Origin of the sequence: Pseudanabaena biceps PCC 7429, assembly GCF_000332215.1 — a bacterium.
Lineage (GTDB): Bacteria > Cyanobacteriota > Cyanobacteriia > Pseudanabaenales > Pseudanabaenaceae > Pseudanabaena > Pseudanabaena biceps.
Genome location: NZ_ALWB01000077.1, coordinates 1 through 20951 on the forward strand (window position 1 = coordinate 1; position 20951 = coordinate 20951).

A 20951-nucleotide genomic window follows, 5' to 3' on the forward strand; every position below is an offset into this window, starting at 1 on the left:
GTTGCGAAGCAACGCTTTCAAAAATTTCCTTGGTTTGGGTTTGAGCGCAATGCGTTGTAAGACTGTTAATTACCTGTTAATTACAAAGCATTGCCCTAGTTGAAAAACCCTATGATTCTTTTGATTATAAAAAAGTAGCGAAAAAAACTGGTATTGCCCATGCAACGATCAGCAAAGGCTCGGATTTTATTCTGTTAATTATTTTATTCTTTATATTTATAGCGCTTTGCGCTCAAACCCAAACCCAGAAGATTTTTGAAAGCTTTGCTTTGCAAAGCTTTCAAAAATCTTCTTGTGGTTCGTTTGATCGATAATTGCTGTAAGTAGAGAGTTGCGGCGCTTCGCGCCGCAACTCTCTATTGGGTTTGTTAAGTGAATATAGCTGTATAAGGGTGGGCGGCGCAAAGCTCTGCCCATCCCCATTTTTCACTTTGCGATCGCCATAGTCTTGATCTCAGGAAAAACTAGGGGCTCATTTAGGGTCTGACTCATATTGCCAATAATGGCTTGTAAATAGACCCGTAACTGCTGAAATTTGACCACATTAGGTTGATAAGTGCCATCAGTTTCCAGTTCAAACAACCTACCCGCAAATAATTCACTGCTGAGAGTGGGATCTTCCAAAATCACTGCATTTTCGGACTCTTGCCAAGGGAACAAACCTTCGGGTAGATCACCCTGCAAAATACTTAAAATGCGATCGCGGCAGACTTTGATATTAATTCCGCGTATTTGTAGCTGCTGAAGTAGCTGAGTGGGATTAACTGATTGCGTGAGGTTAAGGCGGCAGATTTCCTGTAACAGGAAGTAATCAGAATATTGCTGGCGCGCAATGTCTTGGAGATGGGGATAGAGGGGTGAAACCGCTAAACCATTTGCCACCATAGAAGTCGCTAGGGGGTCAATGCTAGCATTAGGTAGTTTTTGAGCCAACCACCGCGATAGCAAAGGAATATTCATCGTACTTCCTAATAGCAAAACTTGGCGGACATCTTCTCCTAAAATTCCCGCATTACTAAGAATTGCATTCAGTTCCCGATTGAGTCGTTGAATAAATGGTTGCAAAATTAAATTTTCCAATTCACGACGCAAGACAACTATCGGTTGTCCCATTAGATCCTCGTTCCATTCATCAACACCAACATCCCTACCAAATGTTGACTTGATGCGATCGGCTAGTTCGAGCATTTTGCGACCAATATCCGAACTCAAAAGATATTGCTGAAGGAGAACCCGTTGCGATATTGCCGAAGCACCAACCTCTGGCAAGCTCAAGCGATCGAAATTACAGAGATGGCGGTTAGGATTGGTAATTAACAACCAATGGGGATAGAACAACTGCACGACAATATCTTGACTAATACTAATTCCTGCATAGTCAAGACTACGAACATGTAACTTCGAGCGATCCTTAGCATCAGTAAGCCCTTTAGCCAGACAGAGACTAGTCGTAATTGCCCCTGCATCGATCAGTAGCGTTACTTCCTCAGATATCTTCCGATCATGGACTAGAGATAAAACTGGCGCGATCGCCTGTTCGACCGCCATCACCTGTTCCGCATGGTTGACTAATTTTGCTTTCAAAATGGCTTCGCGGACATTGAGAATATAAGTATCTGACCAGTTAGTAGGATAACCAAAGACCACGCCACTTAGCTTTAATAAAATCAACCCCACATCAGGCAGCTTGGGATGATTGGCACGGGTTTGGATCTGCTCCAGCAGATTTTTAAGTGCGGCGACAAACCACCGCAAGCTGTTCTGATTCGATATAGACCATTGAATGATCGGTTGCCAAGCACTCACGCCCCGATAGGGCAAACCTAATTTGAGAAACTGTTTGAAATGCCCGATTGCGACTTCTCCATTTTCTAAGCCAGCAAGATGCGATCGCTTAGTAAGAACCCGCAGTTCCTTAGCAATCGGATCGTCTAAACTGCGATCGTCTGCCCAAACCAGTTGGCATAGCATCTCATCAGCATCATCTAAGTACAAGGGATATAAACGACCAGTACTAGCATTGAGCAGACTCGCCCTTATGGCGGTACTACCAAAATCCACACCTAAAATCCAAGTATCATCAAGACTATAGACCTCCTTCTCAGGTGGCGTGGGAATTAGGGCTTTACTTTTTGATTCCAATACCAAGGAATCAATATCAAAAACATTTTCGCTCGTATCCGTAATGGGTGCTACCGATGACAAGCCAAGTTGCTCGCGACGTTCATCAAGTAACGGTTGAGCAAAGTTAAAGGAATTTAAATCCTTTAATAAATTATCCCACTCACTATCGGCGACAGGAGTATGGGCATCATGCTGGGAATCAGCGAACTCATTAAGCAAGAAGTCGTCCTCAGCTTCCTCAAATTCATTCTCCAAATTCATAAAATCGGAGAGATCTTCAGTAGCCTCTACATTGGTAGGTTCTGGCGAGAGTTTTTTCTCATTAGTATCGGCAGTATCGGCAAGGTTATTCAGCTTGTCGTTTTCCAAAGAAGCAAAAAACTCATCGGCAGACAATTCAAAAGGTTCCGATGCAATATTATCTTTGGGAATATTTTCAGTTTTGTTGCTACCTGAGGTCTTAGATAAAAGGTTAGACTCGATCTGATCGAGCGCGGCAGTCCAATCATCCTCTTCCGCCTCGATCTGAGAAGAGTTCATATTCGGCTCTTCTAGTACTGTTAAAATTTCCTCAGCTACTGCAAATTTAGTCATATCTGCCGTAGGATCTTCTAGTACCGTTAAGATCTCCTCAGCTACCGCAAATTTAGTCATATCTGCATCGTCCAGCGAGACTATCGAGTCTTCCTGGACAAAGCCTTGCAAAATTGTATCCAACTCTTCTTCGACATCCCTTGACACAAAAGGACTAATCGGCTCTTGTATGGTTGCCGCCCCAGCATCAAGCTTGCTATAGCCCTCCCGTGGGATTACCTGCATGGTGGTATCGTTTTCCTCTAGCTCATTTGCAGCATCGAAACCAAATAGAAGGGTATCAAGATCGCTTTCATGATCCATGTTGAGATCGTTGCCAAGATCTATGTTGAGATCGGTGTTGAGATCGTTGGCGTAGGTATTGCTATAGGTATTGTTATTAGCTGCAAAATTCGTATTTTCGGATGCCGATTCCACAAATAACTCATCCAGCTCGTCACTAATAGTAAAGGGCTTAGATTGGTTATATTTAGCGGCATTTTCGGCAATTACTTCCGCAAAAATTGCATCCATATCATCCTCAACCTTAGGCACAGACTTAGGCGCAGTTGATGGGGACTCATTTCCAGCAGTTGGCTCAAAAAGCGAATCAGGATTATCAAAGATCTCAGGAATCTCATTCGATGCCGTGGTCAATGGTGATGCTAATGGCGATGCGAATGGCGATAACTGTAAATCAGCAATATCTACAACAATTTCCGACTGTTCGTCGGTGCGATCGGCAAAGGAATTCGCAAAACTATCAATAAATAAAGTATTTGGATTTTCGATAATTAAAGGTACTTCCAAAGACTCATTTGATGTATTTGCTAGTTGAGATGGAATAGGCTCACTCGGATCATCAGCAGAAACCTCAATGATAGTGGGATAGGATTGAGATTCCGCAGCTTCCCAATTCGTCAAGGAATAAGGTGTATTACGAATAAACTGATCGAGGTTAGCCGCAATTAATGGATCCACTCCCCCCGCATTAAGTTGAGCAAGATCGGAACTTAGTTCATTGACCAATGAGTCTTCCCATTCAACAAATTCCGAAGTATCGTTACCTTTATTGGTAAGCAAAATCAGCGATTCATCAGAATCATCGGCGTGATCGTTGCCAGAATTACTAAAGAACTGTTCAATTTTCGCGTCGATGTGACTGTCCGCATTATCTTTTTTGATAGCATCTAAATTGATTTCCGAAGCAATCGAATTAATTGGGGAATCATTAAAAATTTCTATTTCAGCAAGTGAATCATTAAGATCGTTCGATTTGGTCTGAACTGGCAATTTTGCCATGTCAATAGCTTCATTACCCAACCAAGATAATAAATCCTCATCCGCAGACACATCAACGAGGTTAGTTAATGCACTTGGGCGTTTATTAGTTTCCTCTAACCATTGCAGCAGTTCGGGATTGTCAATTAATTCACCAGAATCGCTAACTACTTCATTATCATTCGCATCATTCGCGGAAAAATTTAAAGCTAGTAACTCAAAATCATGATCTTCGCCTTCTTTTGCTATTGCCGATCGCGTTATGTCGAAGGTCTCTACAATTTGGGTAGCCGCTTCCATATCAAAATCAGGATTCAACTCACGGGCGGCGATCGCACTTTGAGGATCGAGAATAATGCTTGTGCCAAAACCAGCTAGATCGATTAAGGGATTGGTGGTCAAATCCATGGCGGTCTGCTCGTCCGAAACGGGTTGAACTGGTTGCTCAAATAACGTATCCGATGAAGCCCCTAAGATACTTTCTAGCTCAAAAACTTCCGAGCCAAGCATCGTCTCGGAAGTATCTACAACGGGATCTTCAGACGTAGGAATTGGAGATTGGGTAGTTTCTGTAGGCAAGTCTAAATCTAGCTCTGGCGTTAATGAGTCAAGAGCGTCGTCCCCATCGCCAGAAGTTGCCATGTCCAGTAAGGCAATTTCAGAGTTTGAGGCGGCAAAGGGCTCACTAAATTTTTCGGCGGAAGGCTCGGCGATCGTCTCGCCAAACTTGTCTCCCGCTAATAAAGCATCGATCAAATTCTCATCAGCAGGTTCAGAAAAAGTTTCAAGGTATCGAGCGGGGATATCGTCGGGCAGTTCGGGTAATATATCCACTTCATGAAGTTCTTGATCGGAGCCCTGTGGTACTTGCTCAGACTGTTGCCCAATCCGCTCGACTAACGCATTAATTAAAGCTTCCCCTTTCTGTTCGAGGGTTTCCATATGCCCAAGCTTGGCGGAGATCGATGTTTGATAGCCTTGGATTTCCTGTTCTAAGGAACGAAAAGTAGTATTGAACATTTCATCAAGATGCATCAGGAAGCGATCGGTTTGCTCCTGCACCCTGTTGACAAATTCTGTGGATGGGGTTTCTGAGACGGGATTAACTGGTAACGCCGCAGACAGATTGGCTAAATTATTTTGGAGGCTTTGGGAAAGGGTCTGATTAACACTCTCTGCAACAGTTGTTGCCATTGTTTGCTGTAGAGAGTCAGAAATCTGATCCCGCACGTAATTATCAACCGATTGCAGGGAGCGATCCAATGCTTCTTGCTGTGTAGCTTGAAATTCTTGAAACTGTCTCATCCAAGTTACGCGATCGGCTTCTAACTGCGAAATTTCAGCATTAAGTTTTTGCTTTTGTTGGTTTAAGGTTATTAATTCTTGACTTATTTGCGATCGCTGTTGAGATTCGACAATTTTATTTAAGTTAGCGGATATTTCACCCACCATCAGCGCTCTTTCTACCGCGAGTGTTTGGCTAACTGCTTGTTGGACTGACTCTTTGACAACTTGTTGCAATGTCTGCTGAATTGCTTGCTGAAGCGAAGCAATCAGGCGATCGTTGACAAATGAATTGGACTCAGGTGTACCATTCGTCATTATGCTATTCTCCTTTGTCAAGTTAGATTCAGTGCCAAATAGGTTGCTAACTACTGGGCTAACTAATAGGGGTGACGATGTCTCTAGTTTATCTGTTTTAAATTTTCCTGTGCCATCTTCTTGGATATTTATACCATCAAGCCCGTATGGCTCCCCATTTCCGTCACGGTTAGTTAACTCACTAGTTGACTGTGTTTGCCCCTGTAGGCGCGTTACTAAAGCCTGATATTGCTGCTCCAAATTACCCAGTAGCGAGTCATCGGTTAAGCCCTCAAGATGCGATCGCAACTGTTTTAGCTGCTCTCTCTGATGGATCGTATCTGGGGATGCTTTTTTGGACACCGAGCGCACTGGTCGGCTAAGCAATGTATTGATTTCATCAATCAAACTATTAATCAGTACTTTTGACATAACACCCCCTACAAGACCTCCATAATGACAGCTTAGGGTAATTTAAATAACTACCAAAATTTGTTGACAAAATTGATAGGCAAATAGGCTCCTAAATGAGCTACACTCTAAAGCCAAATTTGTTAGCAGACAATAGCACACATCTTTCCCAGTTTTTTGCTAATATCTTGGCGATTTTTCTATAATTTTTTGTGAGTTTCTGGCGAAGATGACTATGAAAAACAAATCGCATGTTTCTCCGACTTGTTCTATGGCTCCGCCATTACTTAGATTCACTAACTACTTACTGCTATCTGCGATCGCAACTTTATCAACGATGGCGATCGCTGGTGCTGGGTTTGCAGAGCGTCGCGAGGTAGATATTCGCCTACTAGTGAATCAAGATGAGGGTTTTACCGTGATGACCCGTAAAGCCGAAATACTAGCGCGATCGGCAGCTCAACGTACCTTTGACCGCGAAGTTTTGGTTTCTGATGTATCGGTTAAGGTTACCGCGCAAAACCTCAATCAAGATCAAGCTGCAATTATCCTCCAAATGATCGTGTCCCGCCGCGATTGGGCGAGTCGTCCCGACCCGAAAATATGGTCAACGTACTTTCCAATGGCAAAAGCCCTTCTGGGTATTCAGTAACATTAAGAACAGCAATATCCGCAGCCCTTCATAGAAAATTTGATATCGATAAGTGCTTTTGCAAAATAAACTACCAAAACCCGTAAAGTTGCGCTCCGTAGGGGCGCAACTTTACGGGTTTTGGTTTGTAATTAATTATGCCTAGCTACTTAGCAAAGTAAGGTTTCCCTAGGACATAAAACCCCAAAGATGAGTGGCGGTGCGAAGCACCGCCACTCATCTTTGGGGTTTTGAACTGAGGACAAAATCAAAAATGAAGAGAAGAATGGCGGTGAAAAGCGCCGCCATTCTTTTCTTCGTTTTTCTACAGCTATAAAAAAGGGGACGTATAACGTCCCCTTTTTTATTTATTCAAACCGATACTAGAACGAGAATACAGTTCTCAAAGTACCAACAAAAATGGTAGCGCCAGATGTGTTGTTAGGATTGAAGATGAACTGAACATCAGGAGTGATGCGAATATTGTTGGTTACAGGGAAGTTGTAGAAAGCTTCCAAGTTGGTTTGACTTGCGTTGCCAACATTGCTGTCAATGAAAGGCTGACCAACAGCGATCGCTGCCATTGCGCCTTCCTTAAACAAGTCGGGGAATGCAAGCCCAGCCATCCAAGTTTGAGGGCTGAGGTTACCTGCGGTGGTTGTATTTGTACCAGTGAACAGAGTACGAGTATAAGCAGCGGTAGTAGCACCAATACCACGGTTGTCAATGGTACCAAAGCCATAACGACCAAATACAGCGATACCCTTAGTGAACTTCCACTCTAGGTTTACACCAGCGGCATTGACATTAGCATTGTTGACAGCACCATTGGTATATTGCAACTTGATCGCAAAGGGCTTGTCACCATTAGCGTTCTTAGGAGCGAATTCGAGTTCGCCAGTTAATTGATAGGCATCGCCAAACAGACCACCATTGGTAACACCGTTGGTAGCAGCTTGAGCACCGTTACCAGCTAGGTAAAGGGCGCGGGCGGTGAAAGAACTCTTACCGATGTTCCAGTCGATCGCAGCACCAGCACCACCTGTTTGACCATTCACCAAAACCATTAGAGGGTTGTTGATGAAGAAAGTGGATGCAAAGTCTGCGGACTCGTCATTAGCAAAGCTATTGGTATCAATGTGATCGTAAGCATGCATCACAGGACCTAGGGAGATGCGAGCATCACCAAGGTTAAAGTCGTAGCGCAGTTTAGCAAGGGTAAAGGTAGAACCGCCTGTCAAACCTGTGTAGTCTTGACCGTAGGTTTGGAAACCAATATTGCTGCTAACACCATTAGTACCAGTGGTTGAACCAGCACCAAATACACTAGGAATGCTCTGGGTTCCGTTACCAACTTCTAATCTGGTTTTCAACAGGTCGCTACCTGTGAAGCTGGTGTTGAGGTCTAAGCGAACCCGACTAGAGACGAAAATATTGCTGTTGCTAGGAGTGCCCGAATTTCCGCTAGCGCCTTGTACGGAGAAAATAGCACTTCCCGAAAGCTTGGTGGTGGTGGAGAACTGTTGAGCTTCGAGCTTCGCAACCTTAGCATCAAGAGCATCTACACGTCCGCGAAGAGTGGCAAGTTCAGCAGCGAACTCTTCTTGAAGCTTTTGCAAGGTGGCGAGGTCAGCTTTGCTAACCTTGTCAGCAAGCCCTGCGGAGATAATTTCGTTAATTTTGTCTAAACAAGCATTCAAACCTGCGGCAAACTCATAACGGCTGGTGGCTTGCTTACCACGGAAAGTGCGATCAGGATAACCAGCGATACAACCGTAACGCTCTACCAAGGACTGCAATGCGGTAAATGCCCAGTCGGTAGGCTTAACGTCACTAAGTTGAGATACCGAGGTTACATTTTGAGCAACTGGATCATTGTTAATAGCTTGGCTAACTTGAGAAACGCCAGTCTCAGCAAACGCAGGTGTTGCTGCAACAGCACCAATAACACCCAAAAGACCGAGGCTACCAGCTAGATTCAAAGATACTTTTTTCATCATTCCACTCCTCACGAGAGTAAATTTTAATTTGTGTAATATGTCAGTATGTAACCAACTAAGTTAAATTTCGACCCTTACGCCATCGATATTACGGATTTAACTCTAGCAGATAATTTAGATATCTATATAATCGGTAGAACTACTTGAAAGATGTCGGCTTACTACCATAGATAATACTAAATTAGGTTACATAAGATATTAATGTGATTACAATGACTATAGGATAACACAGCTAGTTTGCATATTTGGTCATCCCATCGGGTTATCTTGAGAATCGCATAAAAATAAGCGATTAGTATTAGTCGAGATTAGACGCAAACGCAAACCCATCCCAACCTCTATAAGCGATCGCTATACTTAAGTTTTTAGCCTGAGCTTTTTATGTCCATATCCGATCAAATGCCAGATTTAAGTAACATTGCTCAACAACTAGACAGTGACAATTCCCGCGATCGCCTCCGAGCCTTGGTTTCTTTGAGAGATCTATCGCCCGATGAAGCAGTACCTTTAATCTTGAAGGTGATTGACGATGAAAACCTCCAAATCCGCTCGATGGCAGTGTTTGCCCTAGGACTAAAGCATACTGAGGATTGTTTTCCAGTATTAGCCAGAATTCTAGAAACCGAAAATGATTATGGGATTCGTGCTGATGCCGCAGGGGCGATGGGATATCTACAGGACAATCGAGCGGTCGAACCTTTGCTTAGGACTTTTTATGAAGATACAGAATGGTTAGTGCGGTTTAGCGCAGCCGTATCTTTGGGTAATTTAGGTGATATTCGCGCCTACGATGCTTTAATTCAAGCCCTAGAGAGCGATGAAACAATGCTGCATCAAGCAGCGATCGCGGCTTTAGGTGAGGTAGGCGATCTGCGTTGTGTGGATCAAATTTTGCGATTTGCTCAGTCTGAGGATTGGTTGACCAGACAGAGATTATCCGAGGCTTTGGGGCATTTAAAATGTGAAAAGAGTCTGTCAGCCTTAAACTACCTCGTCAAAGATCCCCATCCACAAGTTGCATCGGCTGCAAGATTTGCGATCGAGCGAATTAATCCAAATTAATTCCAAATTAATCCAAATTAATATAGTGTCGGTGCAAAGCATCGACACTATATTAATTAATGATGGCAAGATAAATTTGCGATCGGCAATTAAGGGTAATTAAAAGGGTAGTTAATATGGCAATGATTTTAGCTGGTGATATTGGTGGGACTAAAACCCTTTTACGTCTAGCCCAAAAAGATGCCGATGGATTGTCGATCCTGTTTGAAAAGCGTTTTGCGGGCGCTAGCTATCCTAGTTTCTCAGATGTTTTAAGAGAATTCCTAGCTAGCGCCGAAAATCAGCTAGGTGATTTACCAAATTTGTCGTCGGCTTGCTTGGGGATTGCTGGTCCCGTGCGCGATCGCCGATCGCAGTTAACCAATCTCGGTTGGTCTTTTGATAGCGATCGCCTTGCCGAAGAATTTAATATTGATAACGTGAGTTTGATTAATGATTTTGTGGCGGTTGGCTATGGTGTTTTAGGATTGCAACCCCATGATTTGCATACCTTACAAGATGGTCGTTTGGTTGAACGAGCGCCGATTGGGATAATTGGAGCAGGAACGGGTTTGGGTGAAGCTTTTTTAGGATGGAATGGCGATCGCTATGAGGTGTATCCCACCGAAGGCGGACATACGGATTTTGCCCCTAGAAATGCTTTAGAAATTGAATTATTGCAATATCTGCTCAAGCGCCACGATCGCGTATCGGTAGAGCGCGTCGCTTCAGGGACGGGAATTGTGGCGATTTATCAGTTTTTGCGCGATCGCGCCGCTGCCCCTCCTGAATCCGCAGAAATTGCCGAAAAAGTGCGGCTCTGGGAATCGGGAGAGACAGATTCGGGCGCAGCATCGGCGATCGCTGATGCTGCATTAGCTAATTGTGGAGTTAATAGTGAGACTAATATTGATCATCTAGCCACACAGACGATGCAAATGTTTGTAGAGGCTTATGCTGCCGAAGTTGGTAATTTAGCTTTGAAATTAATTCCGAATGGTGGCTTATATATTGCGGGTGGCATTGCTCCCAAAATATTACCTTTGCTCCAAGACGGAACGTTTTTGCGGATTCTCAAAACTAAAGGAAGAGTCAGCCCTGTTTTAGAAGATATTCCTATTCATATCGTGCTTAATCCTGAAGTGGGACTGATTGGAGCTATGCTTTATGGGGCAAGCCTTTGAATTTGCCATGATTGATCTTCTTGGGAAGTATAGAGGAAGCGATCGTGTAAGCGATTGGTACAACCTTGCCAGAACTCAAAACTATCGGGAACGACCCGATATCCTCCCCAAAAATCTGGTAAAGGTATCTCTCCATCCAAAAACTTGTTCTTCATCTGTTCAAATTGCATCAGCAGAAGTTGTTTTGAGGAAATTACTGAGCTTTGTTGAGAAGTCCACGCTCCTAACTGGCTACCTCTGGGGCGAGAGGTGAAATATTCTAATGATTCGGCAGTAGTTACTTTCTCAGCAGTTCCAGTTATGTGAACTTGCCTTTGAAGTGGCAACCAAGTAAACAGAATTGAAACCTTTGGATTTGCATTCATCTGAGTTGCTTTACGACTTTCATAATTTGTAAAGAAAACCAATCCATTGGTATCAAAATATTTCAGCAATACCGTGCGCATAAATGGCTGCCCCTGTGCGGACACTGTCGATAGGGTCATGGCGTTTGGTTCTAACAACTCAGCATTACAAGCTTGCTGAAACCATTTTTCAAATTGTTTAAAGGGATCGTCATCCAGATCTTTGCGTCTAAGTTCCCCTTGTTTATAATCTTCTCTTAAAGCATGAATATCCATTTTTAACTACTTTTTAACTACTTTTTAACTACTCAATATTGGGATTATAAAGAACTACATTTTCTTGCTCGTTAGGATCGTTGCGGGAAACGATCGCATGAGCTGCCTCAGTATCGCTGAGATTATGGGGTTGATGCGGGACACCTGCGGGAATAAACAGGAAATCACCAGCTTCATTAATTACCGATTGGCTCAGCCCTTGACCATAGCGAGTTTCTACGCGACCCTTGATCAAATAAATAGCAGTCTCATAATCACGATGAAAATGTGGCTCGGCTGCACCACCTGCGGGAATGATCACCAAATTCATCGAGATTCCCTTTGCTCCTGCTGTAGCACCAGAGATCCCCACAAAGTAGGGCAGCTTTTGCAATGTGGCGGTTTCGCGATCGGGACGTACTGTGATGATTTGGCTGGAGTAGTCGGGTAATTGCTCAGAATCAGAATTAACCATAGCAATTGATAAGGCGATCGATAAGTGTTTGTTAGTATTGGCTGCACTTGCAAGAAGTACTAGCTACATCCTTAATCATATACTCATCAAAAAAAGTTAGGATAGTAAGCCCTAAGTAAGTTTGTGGTAACTCTTGCAAATCAGTATGCGGAGGTAAGTTTTATTTTCTCTTGTAAATATCTCCTCTAAAGTCGATCTCATAAATTAATAACTCTTCAACGCTTGCACAAAAAATAACTCTCAGTTTACCTACACGCATTCTTTGGTAGCCTTTCCATTCACCCTTGAGATTTTTAATGTCTAGTTCTTGAAACGGGATTGAACCACTTTCTTCAATGGAGAGTACAAGCATTTTCAGCTTTTCCCGTATTCGCTCTTGGTCTGTTGAGGACAGAGCATTTAAGAATTTGATTGCATTTTTGCTGAATTTAACTTTCATGATTTGATCCAGTCGGTCATGTCAATAAATTCTTCAGGAGCATATTGTGATGGGGTGGCAAATTTTGCTTCGATTTCGTGGAGCTCTTTGTCGCTGACAAGGGGGATTAGGGCAAGAAAAAGAGATAAGCGTTCTTCTCTCAAGACTTCGCGAACACTTTGCTTGATAATGTCTCTAAGCATTTGGGCTTCCATAGTTGTATCTCCTGTCATAAGTTTATGCCTAAAATTTTTATGTGTTGTATTCTGCAATAATGTCACGAATTTGGGTAGCATCAATATCTGCTTGCTCAGATTTGGGGTAAACGGTCAGTAAAACAATTCCTGTCGCTGTTTTGACGTAATAAATCAGACGATAGCCGCCACTTTTTCCTTTTTGAATATCACTGTTTTTAACTCTCAGTTTGAAGACTGGGTAGCCAATACCTGATATTTGATCGCCTAATAATTCTCCTTGCTCTAGTTGTTGAATGACTGACTGCATATCATTCTGAATGCGCGGATATTTTTTACGAAGTGTGCGAATATTTTTTAGAAATGTTGGTGAGGCTTCAACTTTGATTTGATTAGTCATTGCCTAGTTGCTCCCACATTGCAGCTACGGGAATGGTTTGCCCCGTCATGACTTCGTGCCAAGCTTGTCGAAAGTCAGCAATGATTTCTTGTTTAGATGGTTCTTCTATTTCTTCTGGTTCAGAGACAAGAATGATTACTTCAACTCGGCTATTTGTCTTTAGCTCAAGGGGATAATCTAAGGTAAGTTGACCTTTTTCGTTGATGCTTGCCATTACTTTAAGTGCTTGCATGGTTATTTCTCCTATTGATTTATAGAAATATTTAGTTTTTGAAGCTGTTGCTCAATCCAATTAATCGCTACTTCTTCATTTTCCTCTATCGCCTTTTCTACTCCAGTTTTAGCAATTTCTAATAGTTGCTTGGATTGTTCACGTTTTTGATGTGCTTCTTCAGCCCTATTTTTAATCCTTTGTTGGATTTTATCTGGAGCTTCCCATACCCAAAAATTATCTATATCTTTAGGGTATAGCTCAGTTTGTCCAGATGAACCTTTTAAATATTTTTCAACTTGATATTGACCAGCAATACTATTGATATAAATTGATAAATAAACTGGATCAAGCACCTTGGTTCTTAAAATAGTAACGTGATTATCTGGCAAAGCATTTTGCTTGTGTAGATATGGAGCGCATCGCCCAATAGTTCCTACACCAGTACCATTAATCAGGACATCATTAGTTTGAATAATTAGAGGTTTATCTTCGGGTTGATATTTTGCATAACGGTTATCAACTAAGATAACTTCACCTTCTCTAACGTGCTTTGAGTTAACAACTGGTAAACCATCTAATATATTTTGCTCTTCTTCAAAGTAGCTTGGCTGTTTACCTCGTTGATTCCAAGTTAATAATTCTCCGAGTTTTGATAAGTTTACTTTTTGTTCAATTTTTTCGGTAAGTTGATCAAATTTAGGTTGATAGTGTTCAGCATCAAGCCGATCGCTTGTCCCAAACGAAGCCGAAAAACTTTTAACCGCAATATTTTCATCTGTCGGTTGCCAGTCATTCAACCCAAGCTCTGACAATAACAAATCTTCAGCTTGTTGATAGAAAATTTTAGAATTTGAGAGAACAGAATAAGCTTTTCTGACTAAATCTTCTATTATTAGTTGAAAAGAATCGTTAAGTATTACAGTTGGTAAACTCGATAGACTAGCAACACTAATATACGGATTCATTTGCTCAGTCTTTTGTCTATCACAGAAAGACTGCCCTACTCTTGAGCTTAAATAAGTAGCTAAATAGCCTGAACGAACATTTTGTTTCGGAATTAAGATAGCTACATCCTGATTCATAGCCATAGCTTCTGTGGGTTCATCTAAAAAAGGATAAGCCTTGCCAATTCTTCGTTTAATAGTGCATACAACAGCATTTTTAATTATTCGATTCTTTTGAAACTCTTTGTCGTAGTGTTCCTGCTTAATCAATTTTAATTTTGTCTCATCTAAAGTTAGACTACCGACGCACTCGACAGTAATAAACTTGATATCACCTTGATGAACATCATGCTTGTATGGTGTATGACCTGAGCTTATATATTCTAAAAAGCTGGTAAGAGGCAAAAAATCCCGTTTTTGTTGCAGTCTTTCTAACCATCTAATATCTGCGTGAGATGCAAATTCTGCATCTAAACGATAAGCTTTCATCATTTCTTGTAGTCTAACTTCTGCTGCTCCTAGCTCATCCATCAACCGATCATACTTCTCAGCATCAAACGGTGTAACAGATGAGCTTAAATCAAAAAAACTTAAATCCTCCTTCTTTGCAAACTCAATAAATGCCTCAGCAATCCCGTCTTGAGTTAATCCATCATGATTAAACAAATCATGATCCACAATCAAATGCCCGTGATCATCTAACAAAAATTCACCCGAACCATCGGACTTCTTGACATAGATTTTATCTCCCGAATTATCCTTACCACTCTTCCGCATCGTCGCAAAAAAGATATTGTAATCATCCTGACGAGGACACAAAGCCCCAGCCCTCGGATCATCATTCCACTTCTGCACAAACAACACCGAAGTCTTCGTCCCCGTATGCGGCTTAAACGTATTTCCATGCAAACCCACCACCGCCAAAATACGGCAACGTTCCGCAATAAAATCACGAATATACTTATCTGAAGAATTATTAAACCGTCCCTGCGGCAACACTACCGCCATTCGACCGCCAGCCTTCAAAAAGTCCAGATTGCGCTCAATAAATAAAATATCGCGTCCCACACCCTTACTACTTTTCCCAACCTTATCCCGCACCAAGTCATAACCAGAAATGATCATTGACTCCTTCACATCACCCGCAAACGGGGGATTCGCCATCACAATATCAAAACCAAACCCCTTATAATCATCACCCTTACCAGTTTGAAACTCTAAAAAACGCCATAAACCAGTCCCATAGATTTTTTGCCATTCCTTATCATCCAAGCGTTCCTTCCATCGCTTATAGTCCAAAGTATTCAAATGTAAAACATTAGTTTCACCATCACCAGCAATTAAATTAAGCGTTCGCGCAACCCTTACCGCCTTCTCATCAAAATCGATCGCAAACACCTTTTCCTTCACATAATCCACACAACGCGGCAACTTCTCCTCCGCCGTAAACATATCACTCCGTGTTAAGCCCTCATCTGCATAGATTTGATCCCATACATGAAACATACTATGCACAGGAAACCCCGAAGAACCTGCCGCCGTGTCAATCATTGACTCTTGCTCTTGCGGATTCAACATCTTCACACACATATCAATCACATAGCGAGGCGTGAAATATTGACCCTTTTCACCCTTACTACTCTGATTAATCAAATATTCAAAAGCTTCATCAACTACATCCAAATTAGAGTTAAACAACTTGCAAAACTCTAAATAAGTCACACATACCGACAAATGCGAACCTGTCAAAGCAATCTTATCATCCGTTTTAAATACTCCCTTCCACTTCTTCTTTGCATCATCAAATAACTTTTGAATCTTTTCCTTTAACTCCGTTTCTGTCTGACCCGAATTATAAAACTGTAACTGGCGCTTACCACTCTGCCCACTACGCCCCGAACACCATTCATCATAAAGCTTTGTAAAAATCAGCTTAAACACCTCTTCAAAAACATCTACACCCGCATTTGCCAACACCTCATCTTCCATTTCATCAATAATTGCCTTCAGGGTAGGCTGAGATCCCGCTTCATTCAACTTTTTCAGATCATCTAACGTAAATCTTTTTTGGAGAATATCCGCTAAAGTCTGATTAGCCGCAGGAATACCAGAAATCTTTTCAAAGAAGTTAGGATCTTTGCGTTGATAATGCTCAATATGATCGCCATTAGTCCAAACACCAATCGGTGAGCCTGTAGCATTGCAATAGGACTTTAGCTGCTCTTTCCCATCTTTCAGTTTAGGCTTTTTAAGTTCAACAATGATATAAGGAACATCTGCGCGATCTTTGTCCATAATCGCCACATCAGCCCGTTTTTTCTCCTTACCAAAAGTGACCTCATACTCTACCCGAATCCGATTAATTGGATATTGATAGCGATCGCACAACACCTTTAAATAAAGCTGTCTTACCGCTTCTTCAGGCGTTAACTTAATATCCTTACCCCGCACCAAACACTTAATATAAGGCACATCCCCCTTAGTACTTGACTTAGTACTTGATTTCAAAAAAACCGACTGCTCAAGCCAATCAATCTCTTCAGGCTTAAACTGCGAAAGCTTATACTCAGAGTCTTTCAGGATATCGGATAGGTTCATCAGGGGCAAAAGGTGTCATCTAGAAAATCGTTGTCTGTCATAGAGTGTAGCCTAATTGCGAGAAATAAATAAGTATTAGGTTGGGGTGCGATCGCTAAATTCCCAAACTGAGATATAAAGCGATCGCAATATTCAGCAAAAAAAGTTAAGATGGTAGACTCTAAGTAAAATTTTTGTAACCCTTGTAATAAATTAAGGTCACGACATCAAGTTATGGATGCAGTTGCAGTAAAGCCCAGCGATATTAAACCTAGTGATATCCTGCGGCAAGCCGATACCGAAAAACTAGCGCGGATTCGCCACACTTGCTCCCATGTGATGGCGATGGCAGTTCAAAAGTTATATCCCGATGCTAAGGTGACTATCGGTCCTGCAACTGAGAATGGCTTTTATTACGATTTCGATCGCAAAGAGCATTTCACACCCAGTGACTTAAAGGCGATCGCTAAGGAAATGAAGCGGATCATCAAGTGGAATCAACCCCTTGTGCGTCAGGAGTTGCCTCGTCCTGAAATGCTTACCGAAATCGAGAAACTAAATGAGCCTTACAAAATTGAGCTATTAGCTGCCATTCCTGAAGGGCAAAATATTAGTCGCTATTTTATCGGCGATCCAGCCAAATTTGAAAAACAACCTTGGTGGGATTTGTGTGCTGGTCCCCACCTAGATGCTACTGGCGATATTAATCCTGATGCCTTTGCCCTCGAAAGCATTGCAGGAGCCTACTGGCGCGGCGATGAAAAAAATCCCATGTTGCAACGGATTTATGGCACAGCATGGGAAACCCCTGAACAACTTCAGGCGTATCACCAAATGCTCGAAGAAGCCAAACGCCGCGATCACCGCACCATTGGTAAAGATTTGCAACTATTCAGCATTCAAGAAGATGCTGGTGGTGGTTTGGTGTTCTGGCATCCCAAGGGCGCAATTATTCGTAATACCATCGAAACCTTCTGGAAAGAAACCCACGTTCAGAATGGCTACGAAGCAGTCACCACACCTCACATGGCAAATTTAGACCTGTGGAAAATCTCAGGGCATAACGACTTCTATCGCGAAAGTATGTTTCAGCCGATGGAAGTGGAGCATCAAGTTTATCAGCTTAAGCCGATGAACTGTCCGTTCCATGTGTTGATTTACAAAGATACTCTCCATTCCTACAAAGAGTTCCCGATTCGCTATGCTGAGCTTGGCACGGTATACCGTTACGAGCGCTCTGGCACGATGCATGGGTTGATGCGCGTGCGCGGCTTTACCCAAGATGATGCTCATATTTTCTGTGCTGAAGAGCAAATTGAATCAGAAATTCTCGGCGTTCTCAATCTTGCGGAATTGATTCTCTCTACTTTTGGTTTTGAGAATTATGAGATCAATCTCTCTACTCGTCCCGAAAAATATGTCGGTTCCGATGCGATTTGGGAAAAATCTACGGAAGCTCTCAAACAAGCGCTCAATCATAAGGGCTGGGACTATGTGATTGATGAAGGTGGCGGCGCATTCTATGGACCCAAGATCGATATCAAGATCGAAGATGCGATCGGTCGCCGTTGGCAATGTTCGACGATTCAGCTAGATTTCAATTTGCCCGATCGCTTCAAGATGGAGTACGTCGGTGAGGATGGTGTGCGTCATCAACCGATCATGATTCACCGTGCTCTGTTTGGGTCCGTCGAGCGCTTCATCGGCGTATTGATTGAGAACTATGCGGGTGACTTCCCCCTCTGGTTAGCGCCAGTACAAACGAAATTGATTGCCGTCTCTGATGGTCAAATGGAATATGCCGAGCAAGTTGCTGCCAAAATGAGAGCCGCAGGTTTGCGTGTACAGCTAGACCATAGCGGCGATCGCATGGCGAAGCAAATCCGTAAAGCCGAGATGGACAAAATCCCCGTGATGGCAGTCATCGGTGCGAAGGAAGTGGAAGCTGGCACTCTCAGCATCCGTAGCCGTAAGCATGGTGAACTGGGCGCGATCGCCATTGATGAAGTGATTAGCAAAATGCAAGCAGCAATTAGCGATCGGACTTGGTTCTAACTTGTTTCTTGCTTGTTTCTTACAGCAATTAGCGCTCAAAGGAACCATAAGGAAATGTTTGAAAGCGTTGCTTCGCAACGCTTTCAAACATTTCCTTGGTTTGGGTTTGAGCGCAATGCACTGCTAAGGATGGGCGGCGCTTTGCGCCGCCCATCCTTACCTAGTGACTGTAGCTATAATACTAAAATTGTTAGGAGATCGCCTCCGCCTTCAGCACCAATGCCCCAAGTCCTGATATGATCGTCAGGCAGAATCACCGTTAACAGATTAACGAATTTCTAGCGAACATCCCTACCGAACATCTCCAGCAATATGCGTCTATCTCAAATGCTCTGGGTCACTCTGCGCGAAGACCCTGCCGAAGCAGAACTCACAAGTCACAAATTATTATTGCGTGCAGGCTACATCAGGCGCGTGGGTTCGGGCTTGTATGTGTACTTGCCACTCATGTGGCGCGTTTTGCAAAAGATCTCGGCGATCGTGCGCGAAGAGATGAACGATACGGGAGCGCAAGAATGCCTGTTAACGCAATTACAACCAGCGGAACTGTGGCAGGAGTCGGGACGTTGGGATACCTACACCAAAGCCGAAGGGATCATGTTTGCCCTCACCGATCGCGCCAATCGTGAAGTTGGCTTAGGTCCCACCCATGAAGAAGCTATTACGGCGATCGCTAGGGATACGATCCGTTCTTATCGCCAACTCCCCCAGCATTTATATCAAATCCAAACCAAGTTTCGCGATGAGATCCGTCCTCGTTTTGGTTTGATGCGCGGTCGCGAATTCATTATGAAGGATGGCTACTCTTTCCATGATAGCGAAGAGAGCCTCAAGGAAACCTATTACGCGATGGATCGCGCCTATCGGAAGATGTTTGATCGCTGCGGGCTAAAATTTCGCGCTGTCGAGGCAGACTCAGGGGCGATCGGCGGTTCGGGTTCGCAGGAATTTATGGTTCTTGCCGAAGCTGGGGAAGATGACATTCTCTTCACCGAAGATGGTAGCTACGCTGCCAATGTGGAGAAAGCAGTATCTTTACCTCCCGATGCGGTTCCTTCGCCTTTCGACAAATTTGAAAAAGTACATACTCCCAAAGCTGGCACAATCGAGTCTGTGGGTAAAATGCTGAAATGCGATCCCACTCAATTAGTCAAGCAAGTTCTCTATCAAGTCATCTATGACAATGGCATGATAGTTCTAGTCCTCATCAGCATTCGCGGCGATCGCGATGTTAACGAGGTGAAGTTGCAGAATGAGCTGACCAAGTTAGCGGGTAACTACGGTGGTAAAGCCATTATCAACCTCCAAGTTGCCGATGCGGAATCTCAGCAAAAATGGGCGCATTCTAAACTCCCACTCGGTTTCATTTCCCCTAGTCTGGATGATTCCTATATTGATAAGAGTTCGGGCGTTAACCCTAAATTACTACGCTTAGCCGATCGCACCGCTGCCGATCTACAGAACTTTGTAACGGGAGCGGATGAATCCGATTATCACGTGGTCGGCGCAAATTGGGGCAAGGATTTCCCCCTGCCTGCCGTTGTCAATCTCGATAAGGCAAAAGCAGGCGATCGCGCTGTTCACAATCCTTCACAAATCTTGCAAACCGCCAGAGGCATCGAAGTCGGTCATATCTTCCAATTGGGAACCAAATATTCCAAGGCGATGAAGGCAACTTACACCAACGAACAAGGTGAAGAATTACCGCTCGTAATGGGTTGCTATGGCTTAGGCGTATCGCGTCTCGCTCAAGCTGCGGTTGAGCAGTCCTACGACAAAGATGGCATTATCTGGAACAAGGTGATCGCTCCCTATCACGTAATCGTCACCGTACCGAATATTGGCGATGTTAAGCAAATGGAAGTTGGCGAAAAGCTATACGATGCCCTCAAGACTGCGGGTGTAGAGGTCTTACTCGACGATCGCGACGAGCGGGCTGGCGTGAAGTTCAAGGATGCCGATCTCGTTGGTATTCCCTATCGAGTAGTCACGGGTAAAGCGATCGCCGATGGCAAAGTGGAAATTGTCAATCGAGCTACCAAGGTCGCGACCTTGGTTGAGATTGATGCCGTAGTTGCCTACTTACAGAGCGAACTAATACCAAGTTAAGAAATGGCTACGCCATTTCTTAACTTGAAAACCCTTACTAAGTTTAGTTTTTAATTCACAAAAGTGTTGTCACACTTTCGTGAATTGGTATAAGTTAACGTCAGTTCGGGTTAAACTGGCAAATTTTAAAATCCCAAAAG

14 protein-coding genes are annotated in these 20951 nt (G+C 43.2%); 5 read left to right on the plus strand and 9 right to left on the minus strand.

Going from position 1 to position 20951, the window contains the following annotated elements:
• Window positions 1-426: 426 nt before the first annotated feature.
• The gene (locus PSE7429_RS10435; protein ID WP_009627130.1) at window positions 427-5991 is read right to left on the minus strand and encodes a hypothetical protein; all 5565 of its coding nucleotides are present in this window, start codon (window positions 5989-5991) and stop codon (window positions 427-429) included.
• 214 nt (window positions 5992-6205) lie between these two features.
• On the opposite strand from PSE7429_RS10435, the gene PSE7429_RS10440 reads away from it, so the two are divergent.
• Complete coding sequence (locus tag PSE7429_RS10440) at window positions 6206-6622, plus strand: hypothetical protein (protein ID WP_233424333.1); 417 nt, start codon at window positions 6206-6208, stop codon at window positions 6620-6622.
• A gap of 362 nt (window positions 6623-6984) precedes the next feature.
• On the opposite strand, the gene PSE7429_RS10445 is transcribed toward PSE7429_RS10440, so the two are convergent.
• Window positions 6985-8598, minus strand: coding sequence for an iron uptake porin (locus tag PSE7429_RS10445; RefSeq protein ID WP_009627132.1), 1614 nt, complete (start codon window positions 8596-8598; stop codon window positions 6985-6987).
• Window positions 8599-8982: 384 nt separating this feature from the next.
• Here PSE7429_RS10445 and PSE7429_RS10450 point away from each other — a divergent pair, with 384 nt between their 5' ends.
• Both PSE7429_RS10450 and PSE7429_RS10455 read left to right on the plus strand, forming a co-directional pair.
• Window positions 8983-9663: a HEAT repeat domain-containing protein gene (locus PSE7429_RS10450; RefSeq protein WP_009627133.1), complete on the plus strand. Its 681-nt coding sequence runs from the start codon at window positions 8983-8985 to the stop codon at window positions 9661-9663.
• Window positions 9664-9779: 116 nt separating this feature from the next.
• Window positions 9780-10826 (plus strand): glucokinase, encoded by a 1047-nt coding sequence (locus tag PSE7429_RS10455; protein WP_009627134.1) that lies wholly within the window; start codon window positions 9780-9782, stop codon window positions 10824-10826.
• On the opposite strand, the gene pdxH is transcribed toward PSE7429_RS10455, so the two are convergent.
• The 7 genes from pdxH to PSE7429_RS10490 form a co-directional block, all read right to left on the minus strand.
• Window positions 10808-11446, minus strand: coding sequence for a pyridoxamine 5'-phosphate oxidase (gene pdxH, locus PSE7429_RS10460; protein WP_009627135.1), 639 nt, complete (start codon window positions 11444-11446; stop codon window positions 10808-10810). The two genes, PSE7429_RS10455 and pdxH, sit on opposite strands and share 19 nt — an antisense overlap.
• Before the next feature lie 28 nt (window positions 11447-11474).
• Entirely contained in the window at window positions 11475-11900 is a 426-nt protein-coding gene (locus PSE7429_RS10465) for a cupin domain-containing protein (protein WP_009627136.1), read from the minus strand.
• 160 nt (window positions 11901-12060) lie between these two features.
• The gene (locus tag PSE7429_RS10470) at window positions 12061-12339 is read right to left on the minus strand and encodes a type II toxin-antitoxin system RelE family toxin (protein ID WP_009627137.1); all 279 of its coding nucleotides are present in this window, start codon (window positions 12337-12339) and stop codon (window positions 12061-12063) included.
• Complete coding sequence (locus PSE7429_RS10475) at window positions 12336-12551, minus strand: hypothetical protein (protein WP_100228926.1); 216 nt, start codon at window positions 12549-12551, stop codon at window positions 12336-12338. Before PSE7429_RS10475 ends, PSE7429_RS10470 begins: the two co-directional genes overlap by 4 nt.
• 19 nt (window positions 12552-12570) lie before the next feature.
• Window positions 12571-12912: a type II toxin-antitoxin system RelE/ParE family toxin gene (locus PSE7429_RS10480; protein ID WP_009627139.1), complete on the minus strand. Its 342-nt coding sequence runs from the start codon at window positions 12910-12912 to the stop codon at window positions 12571-12573.
• Complete coding sequence (locus PSE7429_RS10485; protein WP_009627140.1) at window positions 12905-13144, minus strand: type II toxin-antitoxin system RelN family antitoxin; 240 nt, start codon at window positions 13142-13144, stop codon at window positions 12905-12907. The genes PSE7429_RS10480 and PSE7429_RS10485 overlap by 8 nt, the downstream gene beginning before the upstream one ends.
• An 11-nt stretch (window positions 13145-13155) precedes the next feature.
• Window positions 13156-16668: an N-6 DNA methylase gene (locus tag PSE7429_RS10490; protein WP_009627141.1), complete on the minus strand. Its 3513-nt coding sequence runs from the start codon at window positions 16666-16668 to the stop codon at window positions 13156-13158.
• 213 nt (window positions 16669-16881) lie between these two features.
• On the opposite strand from PSE7429_RS10490, the gene thrS reads away from it, so the two are divergent.
• On the plus strand, window positions 16882-18702 hold the full coding sequence (thrS, locus tag PSE7429_RS10495; RefSeq protein ID WP_009627142.1) for a threonine--tRNA ligase: 1821 nt from the start codon (window positions 16882-16884) through the stop codon (window positions 18700-18702).
• Window positions 18703-19014: 312 nt separating this feature from the next.
• Window positions 19015-20811, plus strand: coding sequence for a proline--tRNA ligase (locus PSE7429_RS10500; protein ID WP_009627144.1), 1797 nt, complete (start codon window positions 19015-19017; stop codon window positions 20809-20811).
• The last annotated feature ends 140 nt before the right edge of the window (window positions 20812-20951 follow it).